13 protein-coding genes are annotated in these 15,802 nt (G+C 67.0%); 6 read left to right on the forward strand and 7 right to left on the reverse strand.

What is annotated here, in order from left to right:
- Window positions 1–7: 7 nt before the first annotated feature.
- Window positions 8–2,365, forward strand: coding sequence for a xanthine dehydrogenase family protein molybdopterin-binding subunit (locus D7006_RS07890; protein ID WP_237356878.1), 2,358 nt, complete (start codon window positions 8–10; stop codon window positions 2,363–2,365).
- A gap of 96 nt (window positions 2,366–2,461) precedes the next feature.
- Here the strand turns inward: D7006_RS07890 and D7006_RS07895 are convergent, their stop codons facing one another.
- From D7006_RS07895 to D7006_RS07915, 5 genes are read right to left on the reverse strand one after another with little or no spacing between them, the layout of a single operon-like run.
- On the reverse strand, window positions 2,462–4,006 hold the full coding sequence (locus D7006_RS07895) for a class I adenylate-forming enzyme family protein (protein ID WP_237356198.1): 1,545 nt from the start codon (window positions 4,004–4,006) through the stop codon (window positions 2,462–2,464).
- A gap of 44 nt (window positions 4,007–4,050) precedes the next feature.
- Window positions 4,051–4,803 carry an SDR family NAD(P)-dependent oxidoreductase gene (locus D7006_RS07900; protein ID WP_237356199.1) on the reverse strand — a complete coding sequence of 251 codons (753 nt, stop codon included), beginning with the start codon at window positions 4,801–4,803 and terminating at the stop codon, window positions 4,051–4,053.
- 47 nt (window positions 4,804–4,850) lie between these two features.
- Window positions 4,851–5,612: an N-acyl homoserine lactonase family protein gene (locus D7006_RS07905; RefSeq protein ID WP_237356200.1), complete on the reverse strand. Its 762-nt coding sequence runs from the start codon at window positions 5,610–5,612 to the stop codon at window positions 4,851–4,853.
- A 26-nt stretch (window positions 5,613–5,638) separates the two neighbouring features.
- On the reverse strand, window positions 5,639–6,412 hold the full coding sequence (locus D7006_RS07910) for an enoyl-CoA hydratase-related protein (RefSeq protein WP_237356201.1): 774 nt from the start codon (window positions 6,410–6,412) through the stop codon (window positions 5,639–5,641).
- The gene (locus D7006_RS07915) at window positions 6,413–6,865 is read right to left on the reverse strand and encodes an acyl-CoA thioesterase (RefSeq protein WP_371745105.1); all 453 of its coding nucleotides are present in this window, start codon (window positions 6,863–6,865) and stop codon (window positions 6,413–6,415) included.
- A 364-nt stretch (window positions 6,866–7,229) separates the two neighbouring features.
- Between D7006_RS07915 and D7006_RS07920 the strand changes: the two genes are divergently transcribed.
- Entirely contained in the window at window positions 7,230–8,471 is a 1,242-nt protein-coding gene (locus tag D7006_RS07920) for an ABC transporter substrate-binding protein (protein WP_237356203.1), read from the forward strand.
- Here the strand turns inward: D7006_RS07920 and D7006_RS07925 are convergent.
- Window positions 8,461–9,624 (reverse strand): helix-turn-helix domain-containing protein, encoded by a 1,164-nt coding sequence (locus tag D7006_RS07925; protein WP_237356204.1) that lies wholly within the window; start codon window positions 9,622–9,624, stop codon window positions 8,461–8,463. The genes D7006_RS07920 and D7006_RS07925 overlap by 11 nt on opposite strands.
- A 289-nt stretch (window positions 9,625–9,913) precedes the next feature.
- On the opposite strand from D7006_RS07925, the gene D7006_RS07930 reads away from it, so the two are divergent.
- A complete protein-coding gene (locus tag D7006_RS07930; protein WP_237356205.1) occupies window positions 9,914–10,201 on the forward strand; it encodes a hypothetical protein in 288 nt (95 codons plus the stop codon).
- Here the strand turns inward: D7006_RS07930 and D7006_RS07935 are convergent.
- The gene (locus D7006_RS07935) at window positions 10,198–12,159 is read right to left on the reverse strand and encodes a sigma-54-dependent Fis family transcriptional regulator (RefSeq protein ID WP_237356206.1); all 1,962 of its coding nucleotides are present in this window, start codon (window positions 12,157–12,159) and stop codon (window positions 10,198–10,200) included. The two genes, D7006_RS07930 and D7006_RS07935, sit on opposite strands and share 4 nt — an antisense overlap.
- A 404-nt stretch (window positions 12,160–12,563) precedes the next feature.
- On the opposite strand from D7006_RS07935, the gene D7006_RS07940 reads away from it, so the two are divergent.
- The 3 genes from D7006_RS07940 to D7006_RS07950 are packed head-to-tail and all read left to right on the forward strand — an operon-like array spanning window position 12,564 to window position 15,794.
- Window positions 12,564–13,586 carry a thiamine pyrophosphate-dependent dehydrogenase E1 component subunit alpha gene (locus D7006_RS07940; RefSeq protein WP_305852711.1) on the forward strand — a complete coding sequence of 341 codons (1,023 nt, stop codon included), beginning with the start codon at window positions 12,564–12,566 and terminating at the stop codon, window positions 13,584–13,586.
- Window positions 13,587–13,633: 47 nt separating this feature from the next.
- Complete coding sequence (locus D7006_RS07945) at window positions 13,634–14,656, forward strand: alpha-ketoacid dehydrogenase subunit beta (protein WP_229644325.1); 1,023 nt, start codon at window positions 13,634–13,636, stop codon at window positions 14,654–14,656.
- Window positions 14,657–14,675: 19 nt separating this feature from the next.
- Complete coding sequence (locus tag D7006_RS07950) at window positions 14,676–15,794, forward strand: acetoin dehydrogenase dihydrolipoyllysine-residue acetyltransferase subunit (protein WP_229644324.1); 1,119 nt, start codon at window positions 14,676–14,678, stop codon at window positions 15,792–15,794.
- The last annotated feature ends 8 nt before the right edge of the window (window positions 15,795–15,802 follow it).

A 15,802-nucleotide genomic window follows, 5' to 3' on the forward strand; every position in this document is an offset into this window, starting at 1 on the left:
CGTGGAAATGCGGCCCAAGCTGGTGGGCCAGCGCATCAAGCGCACCGAGGACCCGCGCCTGCTCACCGGCTCCGGCCGCTATGTGGACGACATGAACCCGCAGGGCGTGCTGCACGTCGCTCTGCTGCGCAGCGACCAGCCCCATGCGCGCATCCGGTCCATAGACGTGGGCGAAGCCTTCGCGGTGCCCGGTGTCGTCGCCATCTTCGATGCGGGCGACATCGCCGGCGATTTCAAGCCCGCCATCCCAACGTCCCGCATGAAGGGCTATTACGCGACGCCCTTCCGGCCCCTTGCCGAGGGCAAGGTGCGCTATGTCGGCGAGCCGGTGGTCGCGGTGGTGGCCGAAAGCCGTTACGCCGCCGAGGACGCGCTGGAGCTGATCTCCATCGACTACGAGCCGCTGCCCGTCGCCGTCTCGAAGGATGAGGCAGCTGTAGACGGCGCTCCGCTCCTGCATGAGGAAGCCGGCACCAATGTGATCATCTCCCGCACCTTCGCCCGGGGCGACGTGGACGCGGTGATCGCCGCGGCGCCGGTGGTGGTGAAGGGCCGCTTCCGCATGACGCGCAAGACGCCCATGCCCATGGAAACCCGCTCCTATCTCGCCGAGTGGGACCGGCGGCGCCAGGCGCTCACCCTGCATTCCTCCACCAACATCCCCGGCATCATCTGCGACGTGCTCGGCACCTGCCTCGACCTGCCCGGCAACCGGATCCGCGTGGTGGCGCCCGACGTGGGCGGCAGCTTCGGCGGCAAGGGATCGCTGAACCACGAGGAGATGCTGGTCTGCGTGCTCGCGCGCAAGCTGGAGCGCCCGGTGAAGTTCGTCGCCGACCGCATGGAGGACCTCACCGCCATGAGCCAAGCCTTCGACGAGACCATCGAGGCGGAGCTGGCGGTGGATGCGGACGGACACCTCCTGGGCCTCAAGGCGGACGTGATCGGCGATATCGGCGCCTATTCCATCTATCCCTGGACCGGCGCGCTGGAGCCGGTGCAGGTGGTGAGTTTCCTGCCCGGCCCCTACCGCATGGAGCATTATCGCGGCCGGGTGCGCGGCGTGCTCACCCCCAAGCCGCCGACAGGACCCTATCGCGGTGTCGGCCGCCCGTCCTCCACCTTCGCCATGGAGCGATTGATGGATATGGCGGCCCGCAAGCTCGGCATGGACCCGGCCGAGATCCGCCGGCGGAATCTCGTCACGGCCGAGGAATTTCCCTACCGCACCGGCTCCGGCATCATCTGGGACCGCTCCGCCTTCCAGGAATGCCTGCAGGGCGTGTGCGATCTGGTGGATTATCCGGCGCTGGTGCGCCAGCGCGATGCGGCCCGGGCCGAGGGCCGCTGGGTCGGCATCGGCTTTGCCAGCTATGCGGAGCTGACCGGCATCGGCTCGCGCATCGCCGTCGCGCCGGGCATGCCCATCAACACCGGCACCGAGACCGCCTCCATCCGCATCGACGCGACAGGCGCCGTCACCGCCGCCTTCGGCATCTCGTCCCACGGACAGGGGCTAGAGACGACGCTGGCCCAGGTGGTGGCCGACGAACTGGGCTGCCGCATGGAGGACATCGAGATCCAGCACGGCGACAGCGCTCTCGTACCCATGGGCACGGGCACCTATGCCAGCCGGTCGGCCGTGCTCGGCGGCGGCGCCGCCACCAAGACCGCCCGCGTGGTGAAGACCAAGGTGCTGAAGGCCGCCGCCTTCCTCATGGATGTTCCGGCGGAAGACCTCGAGGCCGAAGGCGGCGTCATCCGCGCCCGCTCCTCCAATGCAACAATGACTTTTCGAGAGGTCGCCCACGCGGTCTATGCGCAGATGGGCCGCATCCCGCACGAGCAGCGGGAGGATCTCGTCGGCTCCGAGAGCTACGACCCCTATCTCGGCACGGCCTGCGCCTCGACCCACCTCGCCATGGTGGAGATCGACCCCGCCACCTTTGCCGTCACGGTGACGCGCTTCGCCGTGGCGGAGGATTGCGGGCGCATCATCAATCCGCTGATCGTGGACGGCCAGGTGCACGGCGCCGTGGCGCAGGGCATTGGCGCTGCCCTCCTGGAGGAGGTCGTGCACGACGATGGCGGGCAGTTGCTGACCGCGAGCCTCGCCGACTATCTCGTGCCCATCGCCAGCACCATGCCGCAGATCGAGATCCTGCACGTGGAGGCGGAACTGCCGAACAATATCGGCGGCTTCCGGGGCATGGGAGAGGGCGGCACCATCGGCGCGCCGGCGGCCATCGCCAATGCGGTGTCGGACGCGCTGGCGCCGCTCGGCATCGAGGTGGACACCCTCCCGGTGGCGCCCGATCGCCTCTTCCGGCTGGTGCAGGCCGCGCGGGCCTCCGCATCAGGCTGAGCCGCCCCCCGCAGACCCATCCGCAAAAAAGAGCAGGCGCCGGACCCGAAGGATCCGGCGCCTGTCCCTTTGCGGGAAGTCGGCGGTGCCGCCGGGTCAGGGCAACGGCTGCACCATCTCCTTCAGCCGAAAGCGGATGATCTTGCCGGAGCCGGTGCGCGGAATCTCGTCCACCTGATGCACCACATGGGGCACCTTGTAGGACGAGAGATGAAGCCGGCAGTGGTCCAGCAGCATGTCCGCGTCGAAGCTGGAGTCGCGTGGCACCACATACAAAGCCGGCACCTCGCCGAGCTGGGGATGAGCGACACCCGCCACGGCGCAGTCGAGCACGCTGGAGAAGAGCAGCACCACCTCCTCGATCTCCGCCGGGGCGATGTTCTGCCCGCCGCGAATGATCAGCTCCTTGAGTCGGCCGGTGATGGTGACGAAGCCGTTGCGATCGGCACGGGCGAGGTCGCCGGTGTGGTACCAGCCGTTGCGTAGCGCCTTGGCCGTTTCCTCCGGCTTGTTGTGATAGCCGAGCATGACGTTCGGCCCGCGCACGATCAGCTCGCCCTCCTGCTCGGCATCGAGGTCGCGCAGGCTCGCGGGATCGACGATGCGCAGCGCGACGCCCGGCAGGGGCAGGCCGCACGACCCCATGACGCGCGAGGACGAGGCCGCGTTCATCGTCACCATGGTGGAGGTTTCAGTGATGCCGTAGCCATCCAGCAGAGGCACGCCGAAGGCCCCTTCGAACGCCGCGTTCAGCGTCGCCGGCATGATCGCCCCTGCCGAAACGCACACGCGCAGACCCGGCAGGGAACTGCGCCCCTCCGCCTGAGCCGCCTCCATCAGATAATGGAACATGGTGGGCACGCCGGGAAAGACCGTGAACTCGCCGGTCTCGAGAAGGCGCATGGCCTCGCGGGTTGAGTATTTCTCCAGGATGTACTCGCTTGCGCCCGTGGCGAGGATGGAGAGAACCGAGAAATTCAGGGCGTAGGAATGAAAGAGCGGCAGCGGCGACAGCACCGTGTCGTCCGCATTCAGGCCCACGACCGGGCTCCAGCACGCCGCCGTCACCCACAGCATGCTGCGGCAGGTGAGCAGCACGCCCTTGGCGCGTCCGGTGGTCCCGGAGGTGTAGATGATGAAGGACGCCGCATCGATATCATCGGGATCGCGCGCAGGCGCGGCGGATGGCAGCTCCGCCAGCGCCTCGAAGCTGCGCAGATCGTCGGCCGGGGCGTCCACCAGCAGCAGGCCGGCGACGCTAGGTGCCTCAGCCCGCAATGCCTCCACCATCTCCGCGCGGGCGGCCGTGGTGATGACGATCCGGCACGCGGCGTCGGACAGGCGGTAAGACACCTCTCCGGGCGCCGCCTCGGCGCTGATGGGCACCGCGACGCCCCCGGCCCGGACAATGGCAAGGCAGGCCTCCACCCAGGAGACGCTGTTCGGCAGCAGGATCGCCACGCGATCGCCGGACCCGACGCCGAGGCCGGCGAGATGGCCGGCGAGGTTCGCCGTGCGCCGCGCCAGCTCGGCATAGGTGACGGCGCGCCGGGCATCTCGGAACGCGACTTTCCCGCCGCGCTCCGTCGCATGCCGCCGCAACAGCTCCGCCACCGGAGCGATCAGATCCGCCTTGAGCATCCGTTCCTCCCCTTTGATGACCGCGTTCTTGTGCGCGGCTGTCTTCACACCATGCAGAAGCCGCCGGAGATGGAGATCACCTGCCCGGTGATCCACGACCCCTTCGGCGAGGCGAGCAGGGCGACGGTCGGTGCGATGTCCTCCGGCTGGCCGAGGCGGCGCAGCGGATAGAATTTGGTGAGCTTGTCGCGATTGGCTTCCACCCACGAGCGGTCATGGGCGGTCTCGACGAGACCGAGGGAAACGGTGTTGGCCGTCACGCCGCTGCGGCCCAGTTCTCGCGCCAGCGACTTCATGAGGGCGATGGTGCCCGCCCGCGCCGCCGCCACGATGGCGAGGCCGGATTCGCCCACGCGCGAGGAGTCGCCGACGATGGCGATGAGGCGCCCGTCGCCCGCCTTTTCCAGATGCGGGACGGCCGCATGGGCGAGATGGATGGCGCCATAAAGGCAGGTATCGATCTGCGCCTTCCACTCCTTCTCGGTGGAGTCGGTGAACTTCTGCCGGATGGCGAGGCCGGCATTGTTGACCACGATGTTCAGGCCGCCGAAATCGGAAACGATGGCCTCGACCATCGCCTTTACGGCGGTGAAGTCTGCGACGTCCGCCTTGTAGGTCTTGGCCTCGCCACCGAGCGCGCGGATCTCGTCCACGACGGCCTGCGCCTCTTCCGCCGAGTTGCGGTAGTTCAGCGCGACGGTCGCGCCCTCGGCGGCGAGGGCGAGCGAAATCTCGCGCCCCACGTCGCGCGCCCCGCCGGTGACCAGCGCAACCTTGCCCTTGAGATTGAGATCCATGGAAAATCCGCCTTGACTGAGAGGATGGATAGAAACGGGACTGCGCCTCACTCGTAGGCGTCGGCCCCCTTCCGCAGGGTCTGCCACTGGGCGTCGTCATGGCCGCACAGGACGGTGGCGCCGCCTGCCTCGATCCTGCGGATTTCCGCGATGGAGCGATGGTGAAGATCGACGTTCCAGGTGTTCTTCGGCACCACGCCGGGGTCGAGGCTGGTCCGCAGGCTCACCGCGTCGGAGGCCAGCAGGAAGGCGCCGTCGCGGTCCAGGGTGACGAGCGCACCGGTGAGGCCCGGCGTGTGGCCTGGCAACGGGATGAGGGTGACGCGCCCGTCGCCGAACAGATCCTTCTCTCCCTCTATCAGCTCCAGGGGATTGCCCTGGTCCCACTCGATCGGGAGATAGCCTGCGGAAGCGGCATTCTCCGCCTTCGCTGCGGCGAGTTCCGCCGTGTGGACGATGACCGTCGCCTTGCGGAAGAAGCCGTTGCAGCCGCAATGGTCCGGGTGGAAGTGCGAGCAGACCACCACGTCGATGTCGTCGGCCCCAAGACCCACGCAGGAGAGCTGGGAGACCACATTGTCCTCGGGCCCCATGATCGGCGTCATGGCCCGCGCCACGCCGCCCCATCGCGCCTCGGCATCGTCCACGACGGACGGGTGGCAGCCCGTGTCGAACAGGACGTTGCCCTGGGCATGTCGCAAGAGGATCGAGGCAACCGGCAGCTCGATGCTCTCGCTGCGGTCGGCATCGGGCTGGTAGATGTGCCGCTTCATCCGGAGGCGGCCGCCGGAAAGCACGTGCATCTTCATGGCTGTTTCCTCCCGTGCGGGACCGCTCACCGCCCCTCGAAGCGCGGCGGGCGCTTCTCGGCGAAGGCATTGCGCCCCTCCTTATAGTCGAAGCTGCGGGATGCACCGTCGATGCGCGCCTGGGCGGCATCGAGATCGAGCGCCCCGGGCCCCATGGCGAGACCGTCGAGGATGAACTTCGCCCCGCTCACGGAGAGCGGCGCATTCGCCGCGATGCGTCCGGCGAGGGTTCGGGCCGCAGCCATCGGGTCGTGAGCCAGGTCGTCTGCGAAGCCGATGCGCAGCGCCTCTTCGGCGGGGATGCGATCCGCCGTGTAGAGGATGCGCTTCGCCTGCGTGAGCCCGACGAGCGAAAGCAGGCGCTGGGTGCTGCGCACGCCATAGACGATGGAAAGCTTGGCCGCCGGAATGCCGAAGATGGCGGTCGGCGCGGCGATGCGAAAATCGCAGGACATGGAGAGGTGGCACCCCCCGCCGAGGCAATAGCCGGAGACCACGGCGATGGTCGGCTTGCCGGCCCCAGCGATGGCGTCGGACGACGCATCCACCGCCACTTCATATTCCACGCTCTGCTCCAGCGTGTGGCGCACAACCGGGAATTCGGAGATGTCCGCCCCGACGCTGAAGTCGGCGCCCGCGCCTGCGAGCAGGATCGCCCGTACATCGCGGTCCGCGCCGAGCTCGGAGAATATCCGCGCCACGTCGCGCCACATGGCGAGCGTCATGGCGTTGCGCTGCGCCGGACGATTCAGCGTGACGGTGGCGATGTGGTCCGCGACGGCAACCTCGATATCCGCCATTCAGCCCTCCCTGGTCCCAACGCCCGCCTCGCCGACGACGAGGGGCGCAAGAACATGGCGCAGCTTGTCCGGGAGCGGAACCGGCCGGTTCGTGGCGCGGTCCACATAGACATGGATGAAATGCCCCTGTGCGGCCGCCACATCGTCCGCATCGCGAAAGAGGCCGATCTCGTATCGCACACTGGTGGTTCCGAGGCGCCCGACGCGCAGGCCCGCGTGCACCTTCGAGGGAAAGGACAGGGACGAGAAATACTGGCAGCGCGTCTCCGCCACGAGCCCGATGACGGGACTGGCCTCGACGTCCAGCGCACCTGTCTCGATCAGGTAATGACCGACGGCCGTATCGAAGAAAGAGTAATAAACCACGTTGTTCACGTGCTGGTAGACGTCATTGTCCATCCAGCGCGTCGTGATCTCCCGGAAGTGTCGATAGTTCTGCCGTCGGTCCGGCATTTCGCGCGCGCTCACCTGCCGCCTCCCTTCCAGGCCTGCCCGCGGGCGGGCACCAGCGGTTCTTGTCCGGCCCGTCGTGCCGCCGGACGGCGGTCGCGTCGATCGGATCCGCTGATCAATTCGTAACTTGCATTAATAGACTGAAAGTGCTGTTGTCAATGCCGCACCGACCGATACGGGACCGACGAACCGGCCTCAGACAGCATTTCCTGCGGCGCGCAAGACTCCATACTGCACCGCGGGATGAAATGACCGGGACGCGGCAATTCAAACGTCCATTTATGAAAGACATGGGTCGGTGCGGGGACAGACCAGCCGGACGCTAAGCCGGAAAGGCGCGCCGGATCACGCAGGAGGAAGACGGATGTCCAGGATTGCACACGTGGCGACGATATGCGCCGCGCTTGCCATGTCGCTGCCGGCCCATGCTCAGACCCCCGCGGCTCCGCCCGCGGCCGGCAAGATCGCCAATGACATGGTGAAGATCGGCGTTCTCACCGACATGTCGGGGCAGTTCTCCCATGAATCGGGTGAGGGATCCGTCACGGCGGTGAAGATGGCCGTGGAAGACTTCGGCGGGAAGGTGCTCGGCAAGCCCATCGAGGTCATTGTCGCCGACCACCAGAACAAGACCGAGATTGCCATCGCCAAGGCGAAGGAATGGTTCGACGTCGACAAGGTCGACATGATCGCCAACCTCATCAATTCTGCCGTGGCCATCGGCGTCGCCGGGGTGGCGAAGGAAAAGAACGGCATCGCCATCATCAACGGCTCGGGCTCCTCGCGCCTCACCGGCGACATGTGCACGCCGAACTCGATCCACTATGCGTACGACACCTATGCGCTGGCCGTCGGCACGGGGAACGCACTCATCAAGCAAGGCAAGAAGAACTGGTTCTTCCTGACCGCGGACTATGCCTTCGGCCACGCTTTGGAGGCCGACACAGCGTCGGTGGTAAAGGCAGGCGGGGGCAACGTGGTGGGCGCTGTGCGCTACCCCATCAATACCCTCGATCACGGCTCCTTCATGCTTCAGGCGCAGGGATCGGGAGCGGACGTGATTGCGGTCGCCGGCTCCGGCACCGTCTTCATCAACGCCGTGAAGGCCGCGCACGATTTCGGGCTGACGCAATCCGGCAAGCAGTCCCTCGCCGGGCTCCTCGTGTGGATCACAGATATCCATTCCATGGGCCTTGAGAATGCCCAGGGCCTCGTGCTCACCAATGCCTTCTACTGGGATCGGGACGATGAGACCCGCGCCTTCTCCAAGCGCTTCGAGGCCCGCATGGGCCGCAAGCCGCACATGGGCGATGCGGGAGACTATTCCTCCACCATGCTCTATCTGAAGGCTGTCGAGGCTGCCGGAACCGATGAGGCTCAGGCCGTCATGGCCAAGATGCGCGAGATGAAGGTCAACGACTTCTTCGCCAAGAACGGCTACATCCGCGCCGATGGCCGCTTCATCCACGACATGTACGTCTATCAGGTGAAGAGCCCTTCGGAATCGAAGGGACCGTGGGACTATTACAAGCTGGTGCAGGTCATTCCGGGCGAGCAGGCTTTCCGCCCGCTGTCCCAGAGCCAGTGCCCGCTGATCAAGAAGTAGCGGTCCCTGGGCGGCCCCGGCGTGGGGCCGCCCGCTTCCCCGGCCGGGCCTCATCCTGCGTCGCCCGGTCTTGGCTGGGCACATCCTGAGCAGGCGCATCCTCCCCCGACACCAAAATCTCGACTATCCGGTCGCCGGCCTGCGGAGCGCCGTAGAGGGCCGGATCGTAGTTGAGGCGGTAGCGCATGTCGGGGGCCTCGATGGGCTTGCGGCACTTGTTGCACACCACCACTGCGGAAAAATCGTGCCCGCAGTCGAGATGCGTCAGGACCAGCGGCGGATCGCCGGCGGACAGCCACCGGTCGCCCCACGCGCCCATGGTGATGAATGCGCCGTAGAGGTCCTTGCCCATTTCGGTGAGCCGATATTCGTAGCGCTCGGGCAGATCCTGGTACTTGACCCGATCGAACACGCCGCGCGTTACGAGCCGCCCGAGCCGTTCGGTGAGGATGTTGGGTGCGATCCTGAGCTCTGTCTGCATCTGGTCGAACCGCCGCACGCCGAAGAATGCCTCGCGCAGGATAAGAAAGCTCCAGCGGTCGCCGATGATCTCCAGGGAACGCGATACCGAGCTCGGGCGGCCGCGCGAGAAGCTCGATGACTCAGCTGTGCGTCGCGCCCGCTTCGCCGGCTCCACGGGGGTGCGGCCAGCGCCCGGTCCGTCGCGGTAGCGCACACGGTTTGCCTTCACCTCGCCGAGGCAGTGGGAACAAGCCACATAGGGTTCGCATTCCTGCCCACAGGTGGCGTGGATCAGCTTGAGCGGCGGCCCTTCCGGGTCGGAAAGCCAGCGGTCGCCGAAGCGGATCAGTGCGACGAAGCTCGGGTACAGCTCCATTCCACAGCGCGTGAGATGATATTCGGCTCGGCTTGAATTCGCCGAATAGTGCACCTGGCGGAAAATGCCGCGCACGGTGAGGCGCTTCAGCCGTTCCGCAAGCGTGCCGCGTGGCAGCCCGAGCGCGGTCCGGAACTGTTCAAACCGCCGCGCGCCGAAGAACGCCTCGCGTATGACGAGGAAGCTCCACGCATCCGACATGATGGAGATTGTGCGTCCGACCGAGCAGTTGCGTTCAAACAGCTGAGGCACCGCCTGGCTCCTGGATGCGGTCTTCGCATTCGCTCCGGGGCCCGCACGCTTCTCGTTCGGCATCTGGCCGCGCACTCCATGTGGCAATTTTCAGTCCAACTATAGTACCAATGAATCAGGACGTCGCGCGGATATCTATATGGCCGCGAGCGACCTTCGGTGCCCACCTTTTCATTCGCCGCGCCGAGGCTGCTATAAGATAAATATGCCCCCGGCGAGGGTCGTAGGTGAGTTAAGAAATTTAGACTACAGAAAAGTCGATCGAGATATCATTTATTTGATGAGGTGCGGTGTATTCTCTCAGGCATCATAAAATCTGATTGATATTTCATATGTTCAAATCAATGCGAACATGTCCATTTCTGCGGCCTCAACCTTGACTCTGGCCCCACCATTTCCCGCAATGAAAATAACAGCGGCGGCTTCGAGAGCGGTGCAGATCGCGGCGCTGTCCGAGAAACGATCCATCGTCTCCGAGAATCTCGACAGCATCGTCGACGCGTTCCCCTACGCCAGCACAGCCAGGGCTGCGACTGTGCGCATCAAGCCCCATGCCCGCGCGACGATGCCAGTCGCAAACCCGCAGCACCTGAGCGATACCGACCTGAAAAAGCGACGTTTGGCGACCTGCTGCGCCTAGGTCGAGATGCGCCGCGCGATCCCGCTGCGGCGCATGCGGCGGTGGATCGTCGTGCGGTCCACCCCGAGGTCGCGGGCGACGGCGGAGATGTTCCATCCCCGCGCACGCAGGGCCGCGACGAGCCCGTCACGCGCGGCGTCCGCCTCTCCCCTGAGGAGGGCAGGCGAGATCGCAGACCCATGGGGCAGGGCGTCCCCCGCGAGCAGGCCTTCGGGAAGGTCGTCGGGCTCGATCGTCCCTCCGGAGGAGAGGGCGCAGGCGAGATCAAGCGTGTTCATCAATTCGCGGATATTGCCGGGCCAGCGATGGTCGCGCAGCAGACCGAGCGCGACCGGCGACAGGCTGAAACGCGTTTTCTCCACCTTGCCACGCTCCTCCAGAAGGCGCTCCACCAGCCAGTCGAAATCGGCGCGGCGGCGCAGGGGCGGCAAGGTGAGCACCGCGCCGCTCAGGCGGAAATAGAGATCTTCGCGGAACCGGCCTGCGTTGACCTCGGCGCGCAGATCGCGGTGGCTCGCTGCGATGACGCGGATGTTCACGGGCACCGGCCGGGTGCGACCCAGGGGAGTCACCTCCCGCTCCGCCAGCACGCGCAGCAGGCGGGTCTGGAGGGGCAGGGGCATGTCGCCGATCTCGTCGAGAAAGAGCGTGCCGCCATCCGCCTCCAGTACCAGCCCCTTGCGGCCGCGCGCCGCCGCGCCGGTGAAGGCGCCGGCCTCGTAGCCGAACAGCTCGCCCTCGATCAGCGTCTCCGGCAGCGCGGCGCAGTTCACCGCCACGAACGGCCGCGCCGAGCGGGCGCCGGCGGCATGGATGGCCTTGGCGAGGAATTCCTTGCCGGTGCCGGTCTCGCCACAGACGATGAGGTTCATCTGCGTGTTCACCAGCCGCGCGGCGCGCTCCACCACACCGGCCATGGCGGGATCGCCGCCATTGAGGCCGGCGAGAGGCGCCGGCAGGCTTGGCGGGGCGGCGGCGACCGACCGGGTGGAAATGCGGGCCGGCAGCTGGCAGTGGGCGAACATGGGCGTACCGGTGCCGGCGAGGCGCACCATGCGCTGCGCCACCGGGCTTGCCGGGCTGAGGCGCGGCAGGTCGTCGAGGGCGATCTCGACGATGTCGGAGAGGCGGCGCCCCACCAGCGGCCGCGCGGCATCGGCCGTTGGGCGCGACTCCAGTTCGCGCCGCAACAGGGCGCGGGCCTTGCTGTTGAAGCCGGCGATGCACCCCGCCCGGTCCACCGCCAGCACATAGGGCGGGTCCACATCCGCAAATTCGGGCGAGGGCGCGAGGCGCAGGATGAACTCGCCGCGGAAGCGGTTGAGCAGGTTCGCCGTCTCGATCTTGTGAGCGATCGACTTCACCAATTGCAGCGCGAGCAGCTGGCTCTCCTTCGGCTGCGGCGAGCGCAGGGCGGAGATGTCGAGCACGGCGGCGAGCGCGCCGGAGGGATCGAACACGGGCGCCGCCGTGCAGGTGAGGGGAATGTGCGTGGCGTCGAAATGGTCGGTCTGGTGAACGGTCAGAGCCTCCCCCGTGGCGATGCAGGTGCCAACCGCGCAGGTGCCCGCGCTCGGCTCCTTCCAGTCGGCGCCGAGATAGAGGCCGGCGCGCATGAGACTGGCGTCAAAGGTGGGATCGCCGATGAAGTCGACGGTGATGCCCTTGGCGTCGGTCAGCAGCAGCACGTAGCCGAGGCCCGCCACGTCCCGATACAGCGTCTCCACACCGAAGCGCGCGGTGTGGATGAACTCGTCCATGGCGTCCTGATGCTCGCGCAACTGGGTCGAGGGTAGGATCAGGGGCTCGCGCAGCACCACCGGATCAAGACGATGCTCGCTGACGCAGCGCTGCCAGGACTGGGTGATGACCTGATCGCGCGTCGCGCGTGATGGCACAGGCAAGCCGCTCGCCGCGCGCATGAGCTCGTCGATGTGCGCGACCTGCTCCTGTCGCATGACGATCCTCCCAGATCGTTTTTATTGAGAGCGAGTGTTGCCGCGAAATGAAGCGCCGGCAAGCCTTTCCGAGGGTCAGGCGCGTGTCGGCGAAATCCATGGCGAGGGTCACGCTGCAACACCTGTGGCACGCGCGGCGCCACACCTGTGGCGCTGCCGCCTCAGGTGTCCACGCGCTACGCTCGCGGCTCCGCCTTGTGCCGCAACGGTTTGGCGCGACGGGTGCGGTTGGCCTGCCCCTTGCTCATGTCCTTCCCATCAAGCCGGCCCGAAGTCGGCGCCGAAGAATATGGCAGGGGAAGGAAACGTGGCCCGCTCCATCAGAAGCGGTGCCGTGAGCAGGCGCGCCTGCGGTTGCCTTTCTCCCTGCCGGTCCGGTCGATCTCAAGGAGGAGGAAAAGCCCATGTCCATTCAGACGCCCATGCAGTCCACCCACGGCGCCTTGTCCAACAATCCGATCCCGCTGGAGAAGGACGCGCTTCTCGCGTCCTATCGCACCATGCGTACCATCCGCGATTTCGAGGAGCGGCTGCATGTGGAGTTCGCGAAAGGCGACATTCCCGGCTTCGTCCACCTCTATGCCGGCGAGGAGGCCTGCGCCACCGGCATCATGATGCACCTCACCGACAGCGACCGCATCGCCTCCACCCATCGCGGCCACGGCCACTGCATCGCCAAGGGCGTGGATGTGGCGGAGATGATGGCCGAGATCTACGGCAAGTCCTCCGGCTCATGCCGTGGCAAGGGCGGCTCCATGCACATCGCCGATCTCTCCAAGGGGATGATGGGCGCCAACGGCATCCTCGGCGCCGGCGCACCGCTTATCTGCGGCGCGGCGCTCGCCGCCAAGTTCCGGGGTGACGGGGGCGTGGGCATCACCTTCTTCGGCGACGGCGCGGCCAACCAGGGCACGGTTCTCGAAAGCATGAACCTCGCCGCCATCTGGAACCTGCCGGTGATCTTCGTGCTGGAGAACAACGGATACGCGGAGGCGACCTCCGTCATCTACGCCACGGGCGTCGACAGCTTCCTCGACCGCGCCCACGGCTTTGGCCTGCCGGGCGTCAGCGTGGACGGCACGGACTTCTTCGCCGTCCACAAGGCGGCCGGCGAGCTCATCGCCAAGGCGCGCGCGGGCGGCGGGCCGGCGCTGCTCGAATGCAAGATGGTGCGCTTCTACGGCCATTTCGAAGGCGACAGCCAGACCTACAAGGCCAAGGGCGAGAACGACTTCAACCGCCTCAACCGCGACTGCCTCAAGATATTCGCCGATCGCGTGACGGCGGCGGGCGTCGTGTCCGATGCCGAGATCGCGCTCCTCGACCGCGAGGTGGCGAACCTCATCGACGAGGCCGTGTCCTCGGCCAAGTCGGCCCCGCAGCCGACCCATCACGAGCTGACCAGCGACGTCTACGTCTCCTACTGAGCCCTTGCAGCGAACCCGCACGGCCAAACGATTTCCTGGAGGAAACCATGTCCCGCACCCTCAGCTTCAAGCTGGCGATCAACGAAGCCCTCGACCTTGAAATGCGTCGCGACCCCACCGTCATCCTGCTCGGCGAGGACATCGTCGGCGGCTCCGGCTCGCCGGGGGAGATGGACGCCTGGGGCGGCGTGCTCGGCGTCACCAAGGGTCTCTACGGCAAGCACGGCAACCGCCTCATCGACACGCCCCTGTCCGAGAGCGCCTATATCGGCGCGGCCATCGGCGCCGCCGCCTGTGGCATGCGGCCGGTGGCGGAGCTGATGTTCCTCGACTTCATGGGCGTGTGCTTCGACCAGATCCTGAACCAGGCGGCCAAGTTCCGCTACATGTTCGGCGGCAAGGCGAAGACGCCCGTGGTCATCCGCGCCATGGTCGGCGCCGGCTTCCGTGCCGCTGCTCAGCACTCGCAGATGCTCACTCCCATGTTCACCCACGTGCCCGGGCTGAAGGTGGTGTGCCCCTCCAACGCCTATGACGCCAAGGGCCTGCTGATCCAGTCCATCCGCGACGATGACCCGGTGATCTTCTGCGAACACAAGAACCTCTACGCCAGCGAGGCCGACGTGCCCGCCGAGCCCTATGCCATCCCCTTCGGCGAGGCGAACGTGGTGCGTGACGGGCGTGACGTGACCATCGTCAGCTACGGCCTCACCGTTCACCGCGCGCTGGAGGCGGCGGCGACCCTCTCCAAGCGCAGTGGCCTCGAGGCGGAGGTGATCGACCTGCGCACCCTCTCGCCCATCGACTGGGACACGGTGATCGAGAGCGTGGAGAACACCGGCCGCCTGGTGGTGGTGGACGAGGCCAACCCGCGCTGCTCCATCGCCACGGACGTGGCGGCCTACGTCGCCCAGCACGCCTTCGGGGCGCTGAAGGCGGCGCCGCAGATGGTGACAGCGCCGCACACGCCGGTGCCGTTCTCGCCTGCGCTGGAGGACCTCTACATCCCCTCCGCCGACGCCATCGCCGCCGCCGTTCTGAAGACCCATCCCCAGGCGCTCGCAGCCTGATCGCCGGAGACATCGGACAATGACGGACACGCGCATCAAGCCCATCGTCATGCCCAAGTGGGGGCTCTCCATGGCGGAGGGCAAGGTCACGGGATGGCTGAAGCCCGAGGGCGCCAAGATCGCCGTGGGCGACGAGATCGTCGAGGTGGAGACCGACAAGATTGCCGGCGTGGTCGAGGCCGGCGACGCGGGCGTCCTGCGCCGCACGCTCGGCGCGCCTGGCACGGTCTATCCCGTCAAGGCGCTCATCGGCGTGCTGGCGGATGAAGATGTACCCGACGTCGATATCGACGCTTTCGTCGCCGCCTTCGCGGTGCCGGCGGAGACGGAAGAGGCGGCGGACGCGGCCGGTCCGCGCTACGAATTCGTTGACACGCCCGCCGGCCGCCTGCGCTACGCCCGCCGCGGCGAGGGCGAGAAGACCGTGGTGCTGGTCCATGGCTTCGGCGGCGATCTCGACAACTGGCTGTTCAACATCGATGCTTTGGCCGGCGCCGCCACCGTGTATGCGCTCGACCTGCCGGGGCACGGGCAATCTGACAAGGCGGTGGGGGAGGCTAGCCTCGCCTTTCTCTCCGGCGCTCTCATCGCCTTCATGGATGCCCTCGCCATTCCGCGCGCGCATCTCGTGGGCCATTCCATGGGCGGGGCGGTGGCAAGCGCCGCCGCGCTGGAGCATCCGGGGCGCGTGGCCTCCCTCGCGCTCATCGGCTCGGCCGGGCTCGGGCCGGAGATCAATTCCGGCTACACGGACGGCTTCGTCGCCGCTGGCTCGCGGCGCGACATGAAGCCGGTGCTGGAGCAGTTGTTCCATGAGCCGGCGACGGTCACGCGCCAGCTGATCGAGGACATCCTCAAGTACAAGCGCCTCGATGGCGTGGATGGTGCCCTCTCCGCGCTCTCGGCCAATCTCTTCCCGGCCCAGCGGCAGACCCATGTGCTGGCCGACAGGCTGAAGGAGACGGACGCGCCCATCCTCGTGGTGTGGGGCGAGACCGACCGCGTCATTCCCGCCGCCCATGCCGGCGCGCTGGAGGGCCGCGCCACGGTGGAGGTGCTGCCCGGCGCCGGCCACATGGTGCAGATGGAGAAATCCAGCCGGGTGAACGAGCTGCTGCTCGACCACCTCAAGCGCTGACCGCCGAC

It is taken from the genome of Xanthobacter sp. YC-JY1 (genome assembly GCF_021730305.1).
In the GTDB taxonomy this organism is placed as follows: domain Bacteria; phylum Pseudomonadota; class Alphaproteobacteria; order Rhizobiales; family Xanthobacteraceae; genus Xanthobacter; species Xanthobacter flavus.